Source organism: Rhizobium sp. KDH_Rht_773_N, from assembly GCF_052946295.1.
In genome coordinates this window covers 798,098-818,086 of record NZ_JBRFNB010000002.1, presented here as the reverse complement: position 1 = coordinate 818,086, position 19,989 = coordinate 798,098, and the positions used below count along the sequence as shown (strand labels likewise).

20 protein-coding genes are annotated in these 19,989 nt (G+C 63.8%); 5 read left to right on the top strand and 15 right to left on the bottom strand.

What is annotated here, in order from left to right; genetic code table 11:
• Positions 1–45: 45 nt before the first annotated feature.
• The 15 genes from ACU8HS_RS25775 to ccoN form a co-directional block, all read right to left on the bottom strand.
• Positions 46–540, bottom strand: coding sequence for a cytochrome c-type biogenesis protein (locus ACU8HS_RS25775; protein ID WP_447015986.1), 495 nt, complete (start codon positions 538–540; stop codon positions 46–48).
• A complete protein-coding gene (locus tag ACU8HS_RS25770; RefSeq protein ID WP_447015985.1) occupies positions 537–2,531 on the bottom strand; it encodes a heme lyase CcmF/NrfE family subunit in 1,995 nt (664 codons plus the stop codon). The genes ACU8HS_RS25775 and ACU8HS_RS25770 overlap by 4 nt, the downstream gene beginning before the upstream one ends.
• Entirely contained in the window at positions 2,528–3,070 is a 543-nt protein-coding gene (gene ccmE / locus ACU8HS_RS25765; RefSeq protein WP_447015390.1) for a cytochrome c maturation protein CcmE, read from the bottom strand. The genes ACU8HS_RS25770 and ccmE overlap by 4 nt, the downstream gene beginning before the upstream one ends.
• Positions 3,067–4,218, bottom strand: coding sequence for a c-type cytochrome biogenesis protein CcmI (gene ccmI / locus ACU8HS_RS25760; RefSeq protein WP_447015984.1), 1,152 nt, complete (start codon positions 4,216–4,218; stop codon positions 3,067–3,069). The genes ccmE and ccmI overlap by 4 nt, the downstream gene beginning before the upstream one ends.
• 63 nt (positions 4,219–4,281) lie before the next feature.
• Positions 4,282–5,010 carry a response regulator gene (locus ACU8HS_RS25755; protein WP_112568835.1) on the bottom strand — a complete coding sequence of 243 codons (729 nt, stop codon included), beginning with the start codon at positions 5,008–5,010 and terminating at the stop codon, positions 4,282–4,284.
• Between the two features lie 151 nt (positions 5,011–5,161).
• Complete coding sequence (locus ACU8HS_RS25750) at positions 5,162–5,827, bottom strand: Crp/Fnr family transcriptional regulator (protein ID WP_112756977.1); 666 nt, start codon at positions 5,825–5,827, stop codon at positions 5,162–5,164.
• Positions 5,828–5,849: 22 nt separating this feature from the next.
• On the bottom strand, positions 5,850–6,008 hold the full coding sequence (ccoS, locus tag ACU8HS_RS25745; protein ID WP_112568839.1) for a cbb3-type cytochrome oxidase assembly protein CcoS: 159 nt from the start codon (positions 6,006–6,008) through the stop codon (positions 5,850–5,852).
• Positions 6,005–8,287 carry a cation-translocating P-type ATPase gene (locus tag ACU8HS_RS25740; RefSeq protein ID WP_112756975.1) on the bottom strand — a complete coding sequence of 761 codons (2,283 nt, stop codon included), beginning with the start codon at positions 8,285–8,287 and terminating at the stop codon, positions 6,005–6,007. Before ACU8HS_RS25740 ends, ccoS begins: the two co-directional genes overlap by 4 nt.
• On the bottom strand, positions 8,284–8,769 hold the full coding sequence (locus ACU8HS_RS25735; RefSeq protein WP_447015983.1) for a FixH family protein: 486 nt from the start codon (positions 8,767–8,769) through the stop codon (positions 8,284–8,286). The genes ACU8HS_RS25740 and ACU8HS_RS25735 overlap by 4 nt, the downstream gene beginning before the upstream one ends.
• The gene (gene ccoG / locus ACU8HS_RS25730; protein WP_112756973.1) at positions 8,766–10,334 is read right to left on the bottom strand and encodes a cytochrome c oxidase accessory protein CcoG; all 1,569 of its coding nucleotides are present in this window, start codon (positions 10,332–10,334) and stop codon (positions 8,766–8,768) included. The genes ACU8HS_RS25735 and ccoG overlap by 4 nt, the downstream gene beginning before the upstream one ends.
• 263 nt (positions 10,335–10,597) lie before the next feature.
• Positions 10,598–10,783: a hypothetical protein gene (locus ACU8HS_RS25725; RefSeq protein ID WP_112568847.1), complete on the bottom strand. Its 186-nt coding sequence runs from the start codon at positions 10,781–10,783 to the stop codon at positions 10,598–10,600.
• Positions 10,784–10,795: 12 nt separating this feature from the next.
• Positions 10,796–11,659 carry a cytochrome-c oxidase, cbb3-type subunit III gene (ccoP, locus tag ACU8HS_RS25720; protein WP_447015982.1) on the bottom strand — a complete coding sequence of 288 codons (864 nt, stop codon included), beginning with the start codon at positions 11,657–11,659 and terminating at the stop codon, positions 10,796–10,798.
• Position 11,660: 1 nt separating this feature from the next.
• Positions 11,661–11,813, bottom strand: coding sequence for a cbb3-type cytochrome c oxidase subunit 3 (locus ACU8HS_RS25715; RefSeq protein WP_112568851.1), 153 nt, complete (start codon positions 11,811–11,813; stop codon positions 11,661–11,663).
• Between the two features lie 8 nt (positions 11,814–11,821).
• On the bottom strand, positions 11,822–12,556 hold the full coding sequence (gene ccoO / locus ACU8HS_RS25710) for a cytochrome-c oxidase, cbb3-type subunit II (RefSeq protein WP_112568853.1): 735 nt from the start codon (positions 12,554–12,556) through the stop codon (positions 11,822–11,824).
• 8 nt (positions 12,557–12,564) lie between these two features.
• Positions 12,565–14,187, bottom strand: coding sequence for a cytochrome-c oxidase, cbb3-type subunit I (ccoN, locus tag ACU8HS_RS25705; RefSeq protein WP_447015981.1), 1,623 nt, complete (start codon positions 14,185–14,187; stop codon positions 12,565–12,567).
• Positions 14,188–14,420: 233 nt separating this feature from the next.
• On the opposite strand from ccoN, the gene ACU8HS_RS25700 reads away from it, so the two are divergent.
• The 5 genes from ACU8HS_RS25700 to ACU8HS_RS25680 all read left to right on the top strand — a co-directional run bounded on the left by ACU8HS_RS25700 (position 14,421) and on the right by ACU8HS_RS25680 (position 19,988).
• Entirely contained in the window at positions 14,421–15,149 is a 729-nt protein-coding gene (locus ACU8HS_RS25700; protein ID WP_112568857.1) for a helix-turn-helix domain-containing protein, read from the top strand.
• A 17-nt stretch (positions 15,150–15,166) separates the two neighbouring features.
• Positions 15,167–17,092, top strand: a complete 1,926-nt coding sequence (locus ACU8HS_RS25695) for a PAS domain S-box protein (protein ID WP_447015980.1) — start codon at positions 15,167–15,169, stop codon at positions 17,090–17,092.
• 223 nt (positions 17,093–17,315) lie between these two features.
• Entirely contained in the window at positions 17,316–17,768 is a 453-nt protein-coding gene (locus tag ACU8HS_RS25690; RefSeq protein ID WP_112568861.1) for a pseudoazurin, read from the top strand.
• A gap of 70 nt (positions 17,769–17,838) precedes the next feature.
• Complete coding sequence (locus ACU8HS_RS25685) at positions 17,839–18,366, top strand: YcnI family copper-binding membrane protein (protein WP_112568863.1); 528 nt, start codon at positions 17,839–17,841, stop codon at positions 18,364–18,366.
• 98 nt (positions 18,367–18,464) lie between these two features.
• Positions 18,465–19,988 (top strand): copper resistance CopC/CopD family protein, encoded by a 1,524-nt coding sequence (locus ACU8HS_RS25680; RefSeq protein WP_447015979.1) that lies wholly within the window; start codon positions 18,465–18,467, stop codon positions 19,986–19,988.
• Position 19,989 lies beyond the last annotated feature (1 nt).

Genomic DNA, 19,989 nt, shown 5'->3' with positions numbered 1-19,989 from the left:
TTCCATGAGAGTAGGGCGGCCGGGACGAACGGGCCTTGACCTCCGTCAAAGTCGCAGAGTCGGATCCAGAAGCTCGGCAAGCCGTGCCTGCTCTTCGTCGGTGAGCTTGCTGCCGGTCGGCTTGCCGGCTCTCTTTCGGGCAAAGACGATAAGGGAGGCGCCGCCGGCAAGGATCATCAGCACCGGGGCGCCCCAGAGCAGCAGCGTGCGCAGGCTGACGCGCGGCTTCAAGAGCACGAACTCGCCGTAGCGCGAGACGATATAGTCCAGCACCTCCTCGTCCGTATCGCCGTCGGTGATGCGCTCGCGCACGAGAAGGCGCAGGTCTCTGGCAAGATCGGCATTGGAATCGTCGATCGACTGGTTCTGGCAGACCATGCAGCGCAGTTCCGCCGACAGCGCCCGCGCCCGGGCTTCAAGGGCCGGGTCGGCAAGCACTTCGTCCGGGTTGACGGCGAAGGCGGACATTGGGGCGAAAAGGACGACCAGGATGGGGAGGAGCCGGGAGAGACGGCGCGACATTTGGAGGAAGCGCCTCATTCCGCCGGCTCCATCGCGGGGGCAGCCTTGGCGGCCTTCGCCTTCCGGCTCGGGGCGCCGACCCGCAGGCGCCGGTCGCTGAGCGAGACGAAACCGCCGAGCGCCATGACCAGCGCCCCGCCCCAGATGCACAGGATGAACGGCTTCCACCAGATGCGCACGACGATGCCGCCGTCATGGGTGGCGTCGCCGAGCGAGACATAGAGCTGGCTGAGGCCGAAGGTCAGGATGCCGGCTTCCGTCGTCGGCATCTGCCTTGCGGTATAGAGCCGCTTGGCCGACCAGGTATCGGCGACTTGCGCGCCGCCGCGGCGGATCGAGAAATGGCCGCGCTCTTCCGTGTAGTTCGGGCCGGTCGCCGGCTGCATGCCGTCGAAGACGATGCCGTAGCCGCCGGCCTCCGCCGACTGGCCGGGCTTCATCTCGATCACATGCTCGGTCGCAAACGTGGTGACAGTGACGATGCCAAGCACGGTGATGCCAAGCCCGGCATGGGCAAGCGCCGTGCCGAAGGCCGAGCGCGGCAGGCCGGAGAGCCGCCGCCAGGCGATATCGGCCTTCACCTTGCCGATGCCGGCGCGGTACCAGAGATCGGCAACGGCGCCCAGGATCAGGAACAGGCCGGCGGCAAGGCCGAGCACGGCCATGACCGGGCCGCCATGTTCGAGATAGAAGAAGACGAGCGCGGCGGCAAAGGCGAGAGCGGCCACGACATAGAGCCGCAGCAGGGCGCCGAGCAGGTCGCCGCGCTTCCAGGCCAGCAGCGGCCCGAAGGGCACGACGACCAGAAGCGGCGCCATCAAGAGGCCGAAGGTCAGGTTGAAGAAGGGCGGGCCGACGGAGATCTTGTCGCCGGTCAGCGTTTCCAGCACCAGCGGATAGAGCGTGCCGGTCAGAACCGTGCCGCAGGCAACCGTCAGGATCAGGTTGTTGACGACGAGCGCGCCTTCGCGCGAGATCGGCGCAAACAGGCCGCCGGCCGAGAGCAACGGGGCGCGCAGGGCAAAGAGCGACAGCGCCCCGCCGATGAAGACCAGCAGGATGCAGAGGATGAAGACGCCGCGGCTCGGGTCGCTGGCAAAGGCATGCACCGAGGTGAGCACGCCCGAGCGCACCAGGAAGGTGCCCATCAGCGACAGCGAGAAGGTGAGGATGGCAAGCAGCACCGTCCAGATCTTCAGCGCCTCGCGCTTTTCCATGACGAGCGCCGAATGCAGAAGTGCTGTGCCGGCAAGCCAGGGCATGAAGGAGGCGTTCTCCACCGGGTCCCAGAACCACCAGCCGCCCCAGCCGAGTTCGTAATAGGCCCAGTAGGAGCCCATGGCGATGCCGAGCGTCAGAAAGGTCCAGGCGGCCAGCGTCCAGGGCCTGACCCAGCGCGCCCAGGCCGCATCAATGCGCCCGTCAAGAAGGGCGGCGACGGCAAAGGAGAAACAGACCGAGAAGCCGACATAACCGAGATAGAGCAGCGGCGGATGGATGGCGAGGCCGACATCCTGCAGCACCGGGTTCAGGTCCCGGCCCTCGGCCGGGGCCGGATCGAGGCGCAGGAACGGATTGGAGGTCAGCAGGATGAAAAGGATGAAGGCGACCGAGATCCAGGCCTGGACGGACAGGACATTGGCCTTCAGCGTATCGGGCAGGTTGCGGCCGAAGAGCGCGACCAGCGCGCTGAACAGCGCCAGGATCAGGAGCCAGAGCATCATCGAGCCCTCGTGATTGCCCCAGACGCCGGAATATTTGTAGATCAGCGGCACCAGCGAATGCGAGTTCTCCCAGACGTTCTTCACCGAGAAGTCGGAGACGACATGGGCATAGGTCAAGACGCCGAAGGAGAAGGCGACGAGGCCAAAGAGCAGGACGGAGCCGAGCGGGGCCACGTCCATCATCGCAACATCGCCGCGGCGCGCGCCGATGGCCGGCACCAGCGACAGCACGATTGCCGTGGCAAGCGCCAGAACCAGCGCGTAATGGCCGATCTCGATAATCATGGCGTCGCCTTCGCTTCCTGGCCGCCGGCTTGCTGGCCCGTCGCTTCCTGGCCCGTCGCCCCCTGGTCCTTGGCGTCCTTGCCCTGCGGGGCGGCGCCCTTGCCCTCTTCCCACAGGCCCTCGGCCTTCAGCTTGTCGGCCACTTCCTTGGGCATATAGGTCTCGTCATGCTTGGCCAGCACGGTATCGGCGGTAAAGATATTGCTGCCGGCCTCGAACGATCCTTCCGTCACCACCCCCTGCCCCTCGCGGAACAGGTCGGGCAGGATGCCCTGGTAGCGCACGTTGACGATCTCACCGCTCGGATCGGTCACGGCAAACCGCACGACCGAGCCCTCGCCGCGCAGCACGCTGCCGGCGCCCACCAGCCCGCCGAGGCGGATGCGGGTGCCGGGTGCGACCGGGTTGCCGGCGAGATCGCCCGGCATGTAGAAATAGGCGACCGACTGGCTGAAGGCGAACAGCACGAGCAGCACGGCGGCGGCGATGAAGCCCATGCCGCCGGCAATCACCGCCAGGCGTTTCTGCTTGCGCGTCATTCCGTCAACCCCTCCGTGGCGATGCCGAGTTCCCTGGCCAGCGCCAGCAATTGCCGGCCCTCGTTCCCGGAGGCCGGGAAGGCGGCCAGGCCGCGCTTCAGCGCGTCTGCTGCGCGATCCTTGTCGTTCAATACGGCGTAGGAGCGGACAAGGCGCATCCAGCCCTCGAAATTGTCGGGATCGACGGTCAGTCTGGCATCGAGGCTTTCCACCATGCCGCGGATCATCTGCTGGCGCTCGCCGCTGCTCATCGTCCCGGCCGCCGCCACGTCCTCGGCCGTCGGGCCACCCGGCGCGGCGGAGCCGGCGGCCGGCGGGGCGGCAGGCGCAGACGCCGTGCCGCCGTTCCGGGCGATATGTTCGTTGACCAGCGCCAGCCAGGGCGCATCGGCCGGCGACTGCTTCGCCAGCGCCTCGAAGGCGCCGCGCGCCGCCTCCGCCTGTCCCGCCTGTTCCAGGCTCAAGGCAATGTAGAAGCGGGCGCGCGGGTTGTCGGGCTCGAGGGTGAGGATCTGCTTGAGTTCATCAAGCGCTTCGCTCGTCACCGCACCGTTTGAGGTAGCCATGAGCGCTTCCGACAGCCCCTCGAGGCGGGAGACACTGGCTCCGTTCAGACGAAGCGCGGTTCGATAGGCCTTCGCCGCGTCATCGAACCTGCCCATCTTGAGGTAGACCGGAGCGATAACCTCCCACCCCCGCCCGTCAGCGGGACGGGCCGCCAGATGATCCTCCATCTTCTTGACGAGGATCGGGAGATCCTGGCCCGGCTCCGCCAGCCTCGCCGCCAACGGGCGCGAGGGAAGCTCGGGGGAACCGAGCGAAACGTAGAGGGCGATAGTGAGCAAGGGCAGGAACGTGGCAATCGCATGTTTCAGCCATCTGCCGGGGCGCTGCACGGTTTGCGCCGGCCGGCGCTTGTCCGCCGCCTTGAACAGGCGCCGCGCCGTTTCGGCCCTGGCCAGTTCGTATTCGTCCGGCGCGATCCGCCCGGAAGCGATATCCTCCTCGAGTTCGAAAAGCTGGTCGCGATAGACCTTGTCGGCATCTTCCTTGGCAACCGCTGCCTTCCGGGTGCTCGTCGAAAGCGGATGAAGCAGGACGGCAGTCGCTGCGGTCGTCATCACCGCGAAAAGAATCCAGATCGTCATTGTTGCAGCCATAATGGCTCAACTCATAGCCCGAGCAGGCGGCCGGACATTGACGAGGATCAATTATCTCGGTGTTCGCCCCGGCCGGCCCGTGAAAACATAACCGACGCCGCGCACCGACTGGATGAGATCCGGGCTCTTTGGATCATTCTCGATCTTCTTGCGCAGGCGGACGATCTGGGCATCGATTGCGCGATCGAAGGCTTCGAGACTGCGGTTTCTCGTCAGGTCCATCAGGGTTTCGCGCGAAAGAACCCGGCCCGGATTGCGCACGAAGACCAGCAGCATGTCGAACTCGCCGGTCGTCAAGGCAACGTCATCGCCCTGGGGCGAGGTCAGCCGCCGCCGCGACACGTCGAGCGACCAGCCCTCGAAGGCGAGCGTTTCGTCCTGTCCGTTGGTGGCGCGGGCCGCGTCCGAGGCTGTGCGACGCCGCAGAATTGTTCTGAGGCGGGCCAGCAATTCCCTCAGATGAAAGGGCTTGGCAATATAGTCGTCGGCGCCGACCTCGAGGCCGACGACCTTGTCCGTGACGTCATCCTGACCGGTCAGCATGAGAACCGGGACGTCGGATGTGCTCCGAAGCTCCCGAAGCAATTCCAGACCATTCTCGCCGTTCGGGAGCACCAGATCGAGAAAAATTGCCGCGTAAGAACTCTTGGCAAGTTCGGAACGCATTGCTGCACCGTTTGCAACCGCGTTCACCTTAAATCCGTTGTCTTCGAAGTAACGCACCAGCATCTGTCGAATCCGCGCGTCATCATCGACCACCAGAATACGGTCCGGTTCCATGGTCCTCTTCGATCTTGTTTCGACTTGCCAACCAGATAGCGCAGGAATTCGACCGGTGCCACCGTTCTCGGCGCCATATGCGACAGTTCCCAAAGAAAGCTGGTGACGACCGGCCCCCTGGCAGCGTCCGGGCAACTTCCCCGGATTTCTGCTAGCAGACCTGGCGCAACAGCATGACGTTTTCGATGCGGACCGTTCGACCCTTCACGTCCACACCGCATCGCGCGAGGGCCGCAAACGCCCGGGACAGGGCCTCCGGTCCAAGCCCGAGTTTTCCGGCCAGAATCTGCTTCTTGTATGGCAGGTGGATCGTCGCCTGGAGAGCCGCGTCCGGGCAATGATGCAAGAGGAAATTCGCCACGCGCTGAGCTGCGGTGTGCAGACGGTCGCCAGCGATGCCGTCGAAGGCTTCGAGCAGGTGACGCGCCGATATTTTCAACAGGTTGCGCTGGAACTGAGGGCATTCGTCGGCAAGGACCCGCAATGCCGCAGCCTCGAAGAATACGAGTTCGCTCAAGGCACCGGCACACGCGTCGTGCGCGTAGCTGCCGCCAAGCGAAATCACATATTCGGCGATGAAGTCGCCCGGCTCGCAGACACGGATATCGGCGTCACGTCCGCTCGATTCCGTCCGTGTCAGCCTCACCACGCCACTTGCCACATAGACGACGTGGACGCCGGGCTCGCCCTGCGCCAGGATCTCTTCGCCGGAGACGCATATGCGCCGCCGTCCGAGGGATACGAGCCGTCTTGCCGCATCGTCGCTCAGCCCGCGAAACATATCCGATTGCAGCAGCTTTTCGTTGTTGGAGAGCATCGGTCTGTTCCGGCTGATGCCGTCATCGGGCGGTCGGATCGGAATCATCGTCGGCAATCACGCGCCAGGAGGCACCCTCCAGATCGTCGTACTGGCCGCTTTTGAGGGACCAGAGGAACGCCGCCAGCCCAAGGCCGCCCATGAAAAGCGCGATCGGGATCAGATAGACGAGCATGTTCATGCGGCTTCCGCCTTCTGCTTGCCAACAGGCATCCCCGACAACGGCAGGGCCGCGTTTCGCCCTGCAAAACTGTTGAGACGCAGGGCATTGGTGACGACGATGATCGACGACGTGGACATCGCCACGGCGGCGATCAGCGGCGTCGCAAGGCCGGCGATCGCGATCGGCACCGCCAGGACGTTGTAGCCGATCGCGAGCGCGAAATTTTGCCGGATGAGCGCAGCCGAACGCCTGGCGATCCGGATCGCGTCGGGCACTGCGTCAAGCCTCTCGTTGAAGAAGACGAGGTCGGCCGCCTGCCGCCCGATATCGGACGCGCTGGACGGCGCCATCGAAACATGGGCCGCGGCCAGTGCCGGCGCGTCATTGATGCCGTCGCCGACCATCAGCACGCGGCGCCCCTGCTCCCGGAGGGTTTCGCAAGCTTCCACCTTCTGCTTCGGGGTGAGCGCACCCAGAGCGCGATCGACGCCAAGGATGCCCGCCGTGCTTTCGACGACGGATTGGCGGTCGCCCGAAAAGATCATCGTCCGGAAACCGGCCGACTCCAGATCGGCCACCGCCTCGCCGGCGCCCGGCCGAAGCGTATCCTCGAAGAAGAAGCGCGCCATTGCTGCCCCGTTTGCCGAAAGCACGACTTCGGAAAGCCCACCGCCGGACATCGCCACCTCGTCCGCACCGCAGGCGAAGGAGGCATTTCCGAGCCTGTAGACGACATCCCCGCGCACAGTTTCGAGACCGCCGCCTGCGATCTCCGCGACACGCTCGAATTGTTCCGCCGCGGCGGCCTGGCGGGCAAGCGCCCGCGAGAGCGGATGCCTGGAATGCTGGGCAAGTCCCGCAGCAATCGCGATGTTCCTCGCCTCGTCGGTCTCGGTCCGTACGAGCCTCGGGCGTCCGAGCGTCAGCGTGCCCGTCTTGTCGAAGGCGACGGTATCGACCTCGGCCAGCCGCTCGAGCGCCGAACCGTCCTTGACCATCACGCCGCGGCGGAAGAGCTCGCCGGCTGCGACGACCTGCACGACCGGGACCGCCAGCCCGAGAGCGCATGGGCAGGTGATGATGAGCACGGCGACGCCGACGAGCATCGCCTGCTTCCAGTCTCCGCCGATGATCCCCCAGGCCAGAAACGACACCAGAGCGAGCAGGTGCACGGCCGGCGAATAGAGCGCCGCGGCCCTGTCGGCGATCCGCCGGTAACGTGCGCGTCCGCCTTCCGCGGCCTCCATCAGGCCGATGATCTCGGCAAGCAGCGAGTTACGTGCAAGCCGGGTCGCACGCACGGTAAGCGAGCCTGTCAGGTTCATCGCGCCGGAATGGATTTCCGCGCCGGGACCGACGGCCACCGGGCTGCTCTCGCCTGTGACGATCGACAGGTCGAGATCGCTCTCGCCGCTGGCGACGATACCGTCGACCGGGATGCGGTCGCCGGCCGCGACGGCAATTTCGTCGCCGACGGCGATCTCCTCGACCGCCACGTAGCGCCTCGAACCGTCGGCTGCCACGACCAGCGCCCCGCGCGGGGCAAGCCGCGCCAGCCCGTTGATTGCCGCGCGCGCCTTTTCGCGCATGACATGGTCGAGGGTTCGCCCGATCAGCAGGAAGAACAGCAGCGATACGGTCGCGTCGAACCAGGCATGCTCGCCATGATGCATCGTCTCCCAGAGCGAAACGGCATAGGAGAGCGTCACGGCAAGCGAAATCGGCACGTCCATGTTCGTGCGCCCGCGCTTCAACGCGTTCCAGGCCGAGCGGAAGAAGAACCGGCCGGAGTAAACGAGCGCCGGCGCGGCGATCATCGCCGAGATCCAGTGGAACATGTCGCGCGTGGCGGCATCCGCGCCGGACCAGACCGACACGGACAGCAGCATGATGTTGGCCGCGGCGAAACCCGCAACCCCGACGGCAAGGAGGAGCTGGTTGCGCGTCTTGTCGCTTTCCGGCGCAAGCGGCGCGAAGAGATGAACCCTGTAGCCGGTCGCGCCGATGGCGGCCGTAATGCCGGTAGGATCGACCGTCCTGTCGTCCATCTGCTCGGCATAGACGCAAGTCACGCGCCTGGAGGTGAGGTTCACCCTGGCCCTGCGCACATAGGGCAAAGCGGACAAAGCCCGTTCGATGGTCGATATGCAGGCGCCGCAATGGACGTCTGGCACGCTGAGATCGAGCTGGCGAAGCCCGCCGCCGAGCGCGTGGCTGGCAAGTCCGATCTCCTCGGCGCTGAAGGCGGTCGTGCTCATTGCAAGGACGCCGTCGGCATTCATGGTGCAGCAGGTCATTGGCCAAACTCCGCCGTATCGATGCGCACGGCCTCGTGCATGACGATGTTGCCGCCGCGGCGCGAGGTCACTTCGACGATCCAGTCCCCCGTGGCGATCGCATGCTCGGCCTCGAACCGCCCTGGCGAGAGCTTGGTCAGGGCGACGTGAAAATCCTCGTGATCGCCGACAGGCCGCTTGAAGTTGGCGACAACGTCATCGACATCGGCCGGCGAACCGTCCCTGTTGCGGATATCGTAATGGATTTCGTTGCTCTTCAGCGAGAGCCTGCCGGCGATCCCCGAAGCGGCCATCGCCTTCATGACGGCGGCCTTCTCGTTGAACTCCTGGCTGGCGACATAGGTGTTTTCGACCACCAGCCCGCTCCAGCTCGACGAGGCGTACCATGCCATCGTAAAGTTGACGGCGATGACAACGCCGAAGAAGGCACAGGTCACAAGCAGCATGTGCGTGCCGGTAAATCCTTGCGTGCGGGTGCTCATCTGGCTTCTCCTGGGGCGTTGAATGCGGCCCGATAGGTCGCGCGGTCGGCATGGCCGGCATCTTCGATCGAAAAGAGGAATTCGTTGACGGCATCGCCCGTCGGTTTGCGGGTGACGAAGACCTTGAGCGTCGTGGCCGCATCGGGGGCGGCGTCGATCAGGAACCGACGTCCCTCCTCCTTGCCGAGTTCGGGGATCCGCATCGTCGCACCATCGATGCCCGACAGGGTCAGTTCGATCGTGCGCGGCGACGGAACCATGTTGAGCACACGCAGCGTATATCCGTTGCGGATCGATCCGTCGCTTTCCAGCACATATTGCGGGTTGCGGTCATGGACGACATTGAGCTCCAGCCTCTCGCGCATCGACAGATGCACCAGCATGGCAATGCCGATGCCGGTCCAGACGACCGCGTAGAAGACGACGCGCGGCCGGAAGATGATGCGCCAGTTGAAATGGCGAATGCCGTCGACGAAGGAGCCGTCCGGATTTCTGACGCGCGCCGGCTGGACGGGCGTCCTGCCCTCATCGGTGGCGATATTCATGTTGCTGGCATATTCGCTGAGCGTCGCATAGGCGATCAGGCCGCGCGGCTTGCCGATCTTGTCCATGACATTGTCGCAGGCATCGATGCACAGCGCGCAGGTGATGCATTCCATCTGCTGCCCGTCGCGGATATCGATGCCCATCGGACAGACCGCGACGCAGGCGTTGCAGTCGACGCAATCGCCGACAGCCTGCCCCTCCGCCTGCGCCTTCTTGGCATGGCGCGAGCGTTGCTCGCCGCGCCAGTCGTTATAGGTTACGACGAGGGAGTTTTCATCAAGCATGGCGCCCTGAATGCGCGGCCAGGGGCACATGTAGGTGCAAACCTGTTCGCGCAGCAGCCCGCCGAAAACGTAGGTTGTCGATGTCAGAATGGCGACCGTGGCGTAGGCGACGGCCGGAGCCCCACCTGTGAAAAGCCCTTTGGCAAGGGTCGGCGCATCGGCGAAATAGAACACCCATGCGCCGCCGGTCAGAACACCGATGACGAGCCAGGTGGAATGCTTGAGCAGGCGTTTGCCGAGCTTGCCGAAGGTCCACGGCCCGGCGTCGAGTTTCATTCGAGCGTTACGGTCGCCTTCGATGGCGCGCTCGACGACGAGAAAGAGATCGACCCATACGGTCTGCGGACAGGCATAACCGCACCAGGCGCGGCCAACCGCCGATGTCACCAGAAACAGCCCGAACCCCGCCATGACCAGCAATCCGGCGACATAGTAGAATTCCTGCGGCCAGATCTCGATGAAGAAGAAAAAGAAGCGGCGCGACGACAGATCGACCAGGATCGCCTGGTCGGGCGCAAAGGGGCCGCGATCCCAGCGGATCCAGGGTGCCAGATAATAGATTGCCAGCGTGACCAGCATCACGATCCACTTGAACCGGCGAAAACGTCCCTGAACGCGCTTGGGGAAGACCTTCTTGCGCGCCGCATAAAGCGGCTGGCGGTTGCGGCGGGCGTTGACCGGCTCGGCGTTGACACGTTCCACGGATTTGGGATCGGGTGCTGTGTAGAGATTCATGGGCCTGTTCCGAATTACGACTGCCCTTCTCTCCCGTTTCGCGCGCGCAATCCTTGATTCATATCAAGAACGCGGCGCGTACGGAGAAAGCCCTGCCCGGGCAGGAAATGCAGCCCTGAAAGAGCCGGGCAATCGACAGGCATAGGTGATCGCGCCGGATCGTTCTTTGCGCTTGGTCAAAGAAAGGGGACCGCGCCCAGAGAGGTGGGCGCGATCCTGGAGGACAACGGGGAGAAGCCGCTGGGACGTCCTCGCTCGCAGGTCTAGCGGCTGGTCGGATTGTGATCTTTGAGGCAGATCAAACTTACGATCGAACTGCCGATCCTTGCCGGATCTTCCTGCTCGCAGGCCGGCGGGGTGAACCTCGCGCGTATCGACACGCGCGAGCGGATCACCGCCCGCGGGGTGCCGTAAAGTGCAAGGAGCGCATTGTGGTCATGGTTCGTCATCCTGCCTTCTCCTCATTGGCCGCCGCCGAGCGAGTGCACGAAGACGGTGAGTTCCTTGACCGTCGTATCTCCGAGGCGCGCAGACCAGGCCGGCATGACGCCATGTTTGGGAGCCGCAACCTGGCGGATGATGGCGTCCTCGCCTTTAGCCTTCAGCCAGATGGCATCGGCAAGATCAGGCGCGCCCATGTCCGGCTTGCCCCTGGCATCCTCGCCGTGACAGGCGGCGCAATTGTTGAGGAACACCTGCTTGCCGGGCTCGACGAGGGTTTCGTCCGACGGTTTGTTCGTCAGGCTCCAGACATAGGCTGCGACCTGGCGGATCTGATCCTTGTCCAGCATGTCGGCGAACGCCGGCATTTCGGAGACGTGCGTGTCCGCGTCGTTGTCGAAACGGATGCCGTGGGCGATTGTCGTCTGGATGGAATCGAGATCACCGCCCCAGAGCCAGTCGTCGTCGTTGAGATTGGGAAAACCGGGTCCGCCGCTCGCGCCCGAACCGTGGCAGGGAGCGCAATTGACCTTGAAGGCGGAGGCACCGCCTGCGATCGCGAATTCGCGAAGCGCCGGATCGGCGTCGATTTCCTGCACGGTCTTGGCGGCGATCATGTCATGGAACTTCGTCTGCGACGCCTTGGCGAGATCCAGGTCCTGCTGCAGTTCGGCACGGCTGGAAAAGCCGAAATAACCCTTGGTCGCCGATGTGATCATCGGTATGGCCGGATAGGCGATGGCATAGCCGATCGCCCACAGGATCGTCGCGTAGAAGGTCCACACCCACCACCGCGGCATTGGATTGTTCAGTTCCCGGATGCCGTCCCATTCATGGCCGGTCGTCTCGACGCCGCTGATTTCGTCTATATGTTTTTCCGACATCTCAATCGTCCTTCAAGGGAATATTGGCCGCGTCCTTCGCGGCCTGCTTGCCGCCCGGCCTCAGCGTGAAGAGGACCGCTCCGATGAAGAAGGCCGTCATCGCCAGGAGGCCCCAGCTGTCGGCGAAGTGCCGCATTGCGGTGTAGGTTTCCATGTTTCACCTCATCGGTAGCCGGTGGCATCGTCGTAGGTCGAGAAGTCGACAAGCGTGCCGAGCATCTGCAGATAGGCCACGAGGGCGTCCATCTCGGTGAGCTTCGACGGATCGCCGTCGAAGTCGCCGACCTTGGCCTTGGGATATCGCTCGAGAAGCGCGGTCGTATCGGCGTTCGGGTCGGCCTGCACCTTCATGTCCGCTTCCGCGTTGGCGATCATGTCGTCGCTATAGGGCACGCCGACATCCACATTCGCCCTGAGGTCCATGCCGACGTCCTTGACGGTCACTTCGTGTTCCTTGAGGAAGGCGTAGCTCGGCATGATGGATTCCGGCACGACCGCTCTCGGGTCGGACAGGTGCTGGACATGCCATTCGTTGGAATAACGGCCGCCCACACGCGCCAGATCCGGACCGGTGCGCTTCGAGCCCCATTGGAAGGGATGGTCGTACATGGATTCGGCGGCCAGCGAATAATGGCCGTAGCGCTCCACCTCGTCCCGGAAGGGCCTGATCATCTGGCTGTGGCAGAGATAGCAGCCCTCGCGGATGTAGATATTGCGGCCCGCAAGCTCGAGCGGCGTATAGGGACGCATGCCCTCGACCTTCTCGATCGTATTCTGCAGATAGAAGAGCGGCGCGATTTCGACGATGCCGCCGATGCTGACCACGAGCAGCGAACCGACCAGAAGCAGGGTCGCGTTTTTCTCGAGGATCTGATGTTTGTCCAGGATTGATGCCATGTGTCACCTCACTCGGCAGCCTGTGCGCGCGGCACATAGGCAGAAGGAATTGCGGCTTCGTCACGCAGATGGCCGCGAATGGTCATGAAGACGTTCCAGGCCATCACGATGCCGCCGGCGAGGTAAAGGCCGCCGCCAAGCGTGCGCAGCACGTAATAGGGGAACATCGCAGACACTGTTTCGGCGAAGGAATAGACGAGGAAGCCCTGGGAATTGTATTCCCGCCACATCAGGCCCTGCTGGATGCCGGCGACCCACAGGACCGCCGCGTAGACGACGATGCCGAGCGTCGCGAGCCAGAAGTGCCAGTTGACCATGCGCAGGCTGTAGAGGCGTTCGCGGCCCCAGAGCTTCGGCGTCATGTAGTAGATCGCGCCGAACGTGATCATGCCGACCCAGCCAAGCGCGCCCGAATGCACGTGACCGATGGTCCATTCGGTGTAGTGGCTGAGCGAGTTCACCGTCTTGACCGACATCATCGGGCCTTCGAAGGTCGACATGCCGTAAAAGGCGATGGCGACGATCATCATGCGGATGATGGGGTCGGTGCGGATCTTGTCCCAGGCGCCCGAGAGGGTCATCAGGCCGTTGATCATGCCGCCCCAGGACGGCATCCAGAGCATGACCGAGAAGACCATGCCGAGCGTCTGCGCCCAGTCGGGCAGCGCCGTATAGTGCAGGTGATGCGGGCCGGCCCAGATATACATGAAGATCAGCGCCCAGAAGTGGATGATCGACAGCCGGTAGGAATAGACCGGGCGGTTGGCCTGCTTGGGCACGAAATAATACATCATGCCGAGGAAGCCGGCCGTCAGGAAGAAGCCGACGGCGTTGTGGCCGTACCACCACTGCGTCAAGGCGTCCTGGACGCCCGAAAACAGCGAGTAGCTCTTCGAGCCGAGGAAGGAGACCGGCACGGCGAGATTGTTGACGACGTGCAACATCGCGATCGTCACGATGAAGCCGAGATAGAACCAGTTCGCCACATAGATATGCGGCTCCTTGCGCTTCAGGATGGTACCGAGGAAGACCAGCAGATAGGCAACCCAGACGATCGTCAGCCACAGGTCGACATACCATTCAGGCTCGGCATATTCGCGCGCCTGATTGATGCCGAGGACATAGCCGGTCGCCGCCATGACGATGAAGAGCTGGTAGCCCCAGAAAACGAACCAGGGGAGGCTGCCGCCGAAGAGACGCGCGTGACAGGTGCGCTGGACGACGTAGAAGGACGTCATGATCAGCGCGTTGCCGCCGAAGGCGAAGATCACCGCCGACGTGTGAACGGGCCGCAGCCTGCCGAAATTCAGGTAGGGAGCTAAATTGAGATCGGGAAACGCCAGTTGCGCCGCGATGACGACGCCGACGAGGAAGCCGACGACGCCCCAGAACACGGTGGCGATCAGACCGTAGCGGATCACTTCGTCGAAATAGCCGGACGGATCGGCTTTCGGCCGCCGGCCGGCCGGTGAGAAATCCACGTTTCTGACGAGAAGCAATGTTCCGGCAAAAAGGCAGAGGCTCAATATCCCCATGTGGATTGAAAATAGATGGTCGTGGGCGAAGGCAGCGCCAAGCAGTGCCAGGAATGCTCCCACGGCGACCACCATGGTTTCCGCAGTATAGTTCATGATGACGTCCCCAGTGCGCAGACGACCACAGGGCGGTCGCCTTTCTCGTACTTTGGGGAACGACTGTCATGGAGGCCCCGCCCGTTCCTTGATCCAGGTCAACAAAGCTTCGCCTTTGCCCGTTGTTACAGACTGTTACAGAGTCTTACTCTTTGGCACCGTCCGCTCATTCGGCTGTGACCGAACGCCTTTCTATTGGCCTCACGTTCAATCAGGGCACGGGGATCATTGGGATGTTGATGCAAGGCCACCAGGCATTCGAAAGTGCCGATCTCGGCGCAAAGGCGGTTCAGGGCAATTGCCTGTCGGCGCTTTTCCAGATGTCGGCGAGCGAAACGGTCGAGGCAGGAAAGGCGATCTGCTGGGAGGGCGATGCCGCACGGCATCTGTTCCAGATCACCGAAGGCGTCGTGCGCCTTCATCGCATCATCGGTGACGGGCGCCGGGTCATTACCGCCTTTCACTTCGCCGGCGATGTCGTCGGCTCCTTCCTGCAGGGCGATTTCCTGTTTACCGCCGAAGCCGTCACGGATTGCAAGATCCGCCGCCTCTCGCGCAAGCAGTTCCAGGAGGAGGTCGAACGCTCCGAGCTTCTGCGGCCGGCCTATATCAGCCTGCTCTGCCGGGAGACCGCGTCGGCCCACGACCAGCTGGTGCTGCTCTCCAGAAAGAATGCGGAGGAACGCCTCTGCAGCTTCCTGATGAAGCTCGCGACCCGCGACAGCGAATCGGTCCGCCAGGGGCTGCTCGAAGTGCCGATGAGCCGGCAGGACATCGCCGACTATCTCGGCCTGACCATCGAGACCGTTTCGCGCTCGATCAGCAAGCTCGCCCAGAGAAAAATCGTCACTCCGGACGGCCGCCACAATCTGCGTATCGTCAATCTGGCCCGCCTGGCACGGCTGTCTGGCAATGTGGATGATTTTTCAGACAGAACCTGCCATAGGGGTAGCGTCCACTGATTGCGGAACCAATGCCTATGCCTCACCGTCTGATCTCGCCGCGCATCGCATCGCCCCAGGAACTGGACGCGCTCGTGCATGTGCTTGATGGGGCCGACATCATCGTGCACCGGCTCGAAGGCACGATCACCCATTGGTCGATCGGCAGCGAGAACATGTACGGCTGGACCCGGGAAGAGGCCGTCGGCGAGACTGTCTATGCCTTGCTCGACACCCGCTTTCCTGAGCCGATGGAGGCCGTCCGCGCGCATTTGACGACGCGGGGCTTCTGGCAGGGCGAGGTCGTTCACCGTCACAAGAACGGACGCGACATGCACGTGGCAACGCGCTGCGTGCTCGTCAACCTTCCCGACGGCGATCCCGTCGTCATCGAGACGAACAGCGACGTCAGCGCCCTGCGCAAGGCCGAAGAGGCCGTGCGGGCGCGCGAGGCACACCTGTCGTCGATTCTCGACACGGTGCCCGACGCCATGATCGTCATCGACCAGAACGGCCACGTCATGTCGTTCAGCAAGGCGGCCGAGGCGCTTTTCGGCTTCACGTTCGAGGAGATCTGCGGCCAGAACGTCAAGAAGCTGATGCCCGAACCTTATCGTGCGGCCCATGACGGATACATCGACCATTACATGCAGACGGGCGAGAAGCGAATCATCGGCTACGGTCGCGTGGTGACGGGGCAGCGCGCCGACGGCACGCAGTTTCCGATGGAGCTGCACGTCGGCGAGGCGACGGCGAACGGCGAGCGGATCTTCACCGGTTTCGTTCGCGACCTGACCAGCAAGTTCAAGATCGAGGAAGACCTTCGCCAGGCCCAGAAGATGGAAGCCGTGGGGCAGCTGACCGGCGGCCTGGCACACGATTTCAACAATCTCCTCACTGTCATCAGCGGCAATCTGGAGATGATCGAGGACAAGCTTCCGGCCGGCCCGCTGCGCGACATGCTGCGGGAGGCCCAGGATGCCGCAGCCGACGGCGCAAAGCTGACGGGACAGCTGCTGGCATTCGGAAGACGCCAGCCGCTTAACCCGAAGCAGGCCGATCTCGGCCAGCTCGTCACCGGTTTTTCCGACCTGCTGCGACGGACGCTCGGGGAAAACATCCGATTGTCGACGGTCCTTTCGGGGTCTGATTTCAACGTTCTGGTCGACAGTTCCCAGCTGCAGAATGCGATCCTCAACGTCGCCCTGAATGCGCGCGACGCCATGCCGAAAGGCGGCACCTTGACCACGGAGGTCTCGCGCGTCCAGCTCGACGCGGACTATGCGAAAATGTATCCGGAAGTGCGCAGCGGCAATTTCGTGCTCGTCTCCATGAGCGACACGGGAGACGGCATGACCGAAGAGGTCAAGAAGCGCGCGATCGAGCCCTTCTTCACCACCAAGGAAGTCGGGTCCGGAACCGGACTGGGTCTCAGCATGGTCTACGGCTTCGTCAAGCAATCCGGCGGCCACCTGCAGATCTATAGCGAGGTCGGCCGCGGCTCGACGATCCGCATCTATCTGCCGGCCCTTTCAAGCGCCTCCGCCAGGGGGGAGGCGAGCGTCACCGGCAGGAGCGAAGCGGCTCTGCCGGGCGGCGACGAACACATTCTCGTGGTCGAGGACGATTCGCGCGTCCGCAGGGTTGCGGTCGCCCGGCTGGCCGGGATGGGATATTCGGTGATCGAGGCCGATAACGGCAAGCGCGCGCTTGAACTGCTCAAGGAACATCCCAACGTCGCGCTCCTGTTCACCGACATCGTCATGCCCGGCGGCATGACAGGCGACGAGCTGGCGCGGGCGGCACGGGCCGAACGTCCCGACCTCGCCGTGCTCTTCACGTCAGGCTATTCAGAGCCCGCGCTGGCCGCAAACGACGTCATCGCCGGCGCGCAATGGCTTCGCAAGCCCTATACGGCACGCGACCTCGCCCTGAAAGTGCGTGAGCTCATCGACGCCCGGTGACGCGGGTCTTCCCCAATCATTCCTGCGATCCGGCCGCCTGCCGGAGCCTGTGACGGTTCCGCGGCCGGCTGCCTGTCTTTCCGGTTGCCGAAGCCAGGCCGGGAGGGCCGCCTGTCGCTCGAATAGGCGCAGCCAATTTGACGGACATCAAAGAGTGAGCCGCCTGCATGCCCTAAAACCGCGGCCGAGGCCAAGATCGGCCCCGAACGATAGGAGAAATGCAATGCGTCTGAAATTTGGACTGATCGCTGCCGCGGCGGTTCTGATGGCATCGACAGCGCCGCTCATGGCGGCCGACCATCAGATCCAGATGCTCAACAAGGGCGCTGACGGCGCAATGGTTTTCGAGCCGGGATTCGTCAAGGTCGCACCCGGCGACACCGTTACCTTCGTGCCCACCGACAAGAGCCACAATGCCGAGACCTACAAGGGTCTTATTCCGGATGGGGCAGCCGAGTTCAAGTCCAAGCCCAGCGAACAGTTCCAGGCCAAGCTCGACGTCCCCGGCGCCTATGTCATCAAATGCACGCCGCACGCCGGCATGGGCATGGTGGTGCTGATCCAGGTCGGCGACAATCCCACCAACCTCGAAGCCATCAAGACCGCCAAGGTTCCGAACATGGTGCGCAAGCGCCTTGACGCAGCCCTCGCGCAGATCACTCAGGTGACGCAGTAAGTCACGCAACCATAGAGGTTCTCACAGGTGGCGGCCGCCTGCGCCCCACCTGCGGACCGGGAGACATGTCATGATCAGACACTTTGCGCTCGCCGCAGCAGGCATGCTTTGCCTTGCCGGATCGGCGCAGGCTCACATCACGCTCGAGCAGACCGAGGCGGTATCGGGCAAGGCTTACAAGGCTGTGCTGCGCGTCGGTCACGGCTGCGAAGGCAAGGCAACCGTCAGGATCCGGGTGAAGATCCCCGAAGGGCTGCTGTCGGCCAAGCCCATGCCGAAGACGGGCTGGACGCTGGAAAAAATCCGCGGCCCCTTCGAAAAAAGCTACGATCTCTACGGAGAGCAGGTCAAGGAAGGCGTGACCGAGATCGTATGGCAGGGCGGCTCGCTTGCCGACGACGAATATGATGAATTCGTATTTCGCGCCACGGTCGCCAAGGAGCTGCCTGCGTCTACGCGCATATATGTTCCCGTCGTCCAGGAATGCGCCGAAGGCGCGGTCGAGCGCTGGATCGACATTCCCGCTGCCGGCAAGACCTCCGACGATTACGAGACCCCGGCGCCGTTCTTCGACGTCGTCGCCAAACCCCATTCCTGAAGCGCGGCCGAGACGAGCCCGGAAGGTCATCGCCCATGGCACGGAATTTTCCACTATGGGCCGCTTTCTGCCTTCTCGCGCGTGCAGCGGGGTTGCTCATGGTCATGGCGGCAGGAGCTGACGCCCACGCCGTCCTGACCGCATCCTTTCCTGCGAACGGCGCCATTGTCGCCGTCGCGCCGGAAAAGGTCCTGCTGCGTTTTAACGAAACGGTCAGGGTCATTCGCCTCGGAATGGTCGCGCCCGACGGAGCGGCCAAGGAGCTTTCGGCCAATCCGACTGGCGCCGAAATCGCCGTGCCGATACCCGGTCCGCTCGCAGACGGGACGGTGATCGTCAGCTACAGGGTGGCGTCGGAAGACGGGCATCCGGTCGGCGGCTCCATCGTCTTTCATGTCGGCAAACCGTCGGCACGCTCCGGAAATGTTTCCGAGACGCCATCGGAGGCACTGCTTGCCGCCATCTGGTTCGGCAATATGGGCGCGACGCTCGCCGTCGCAGCCGTCGTCGGAGGCGCATTTTTCAATCGCTGGCTCGATCCGGCAAGCATGCGCGCCGGCTCCCCTACCCTGGCAGCGGTCGCAATCGTCTTCGTCCTGGCACGGCTCTATCTTCAGGGGCTGGACGATATCGGCGCGGGCCTCGTCTGGGCCGGACCGGAGCCGATCGCTCAGGCTTTCTCCGACCGGACGGGGACTGCCCAATGTCTTACGCTTGCGGCGATTGTGCTTGCGCTCCTGCCGCTGCGTCTGCGCTCGGCGCGGATGGCGTCTGCCGCGGCCCTGGTCCTTGCCTCCTTCGCCTTTACGCTGACCGGCCACAGTTCCATGGCGCAGCCCCGCCTCATCGCGCAGGCATCGATCTTCCTGCACGCTGCCGTCATGCTTTTCTGGATCGGAAGCCTGCCGCCGCTCCTGCGCCTCAGCCGCTCCGCTGGGGGCCGGCGGCCGCTGCGGATCTTCTCGCAGCTGATCCCCGCTCCCTTCGTCCTGATGCTGCTGGCGGGACTGCTGCTTGCCGTCATGGAAATTCCCCGCGTCGACCTGGCGTGGTCGTCGCTGTTTGCGCGCATTCTGGCAGTCAAGATCGGCCTTGTCGCGGTTCTGTGCATGCTGGCGCTCTACAATCGGTTCTGGCTGACCGCCCCGGCGCTCGCCGGAAACCCTGCTGCGCGGCGCAGACTGGGCTGGAGCATCGGCGGAGAGATCGCGCTGGCGCTGTTGATCGTGGCAACGGCCTCACTGTGGCGCTTCGCAGGTCCCGGACAATATCAGTATGCGCATGTGCATCCGGCAATGTCGCTTCATCTGCATGGGCAGAAAGCAATGGCCGAGCTCGAAACGGCACCCCGGCCCGACGGTACGGTTGACGTCCAGGTTTCGATCATGAGCCCGCAATTCGATCCGATACGGCCGCGAAGCGTCTCTCTCAGCCTGCGCAGCGCCGCACGTGGGATCGAACCTCTCAAGTACAGGCTGACGAGTGCCGCAGACGGCACATGGACGGCAACCAGCCTGCCGCTTTCTGACATGGCCGGCTGGAGCGTGGACGTACAGATATTGATCGACGACTTCAATCTCGTCCATCTCGAAGGCAATTTCCCGTCAGAAGCCGGCAGCTAGG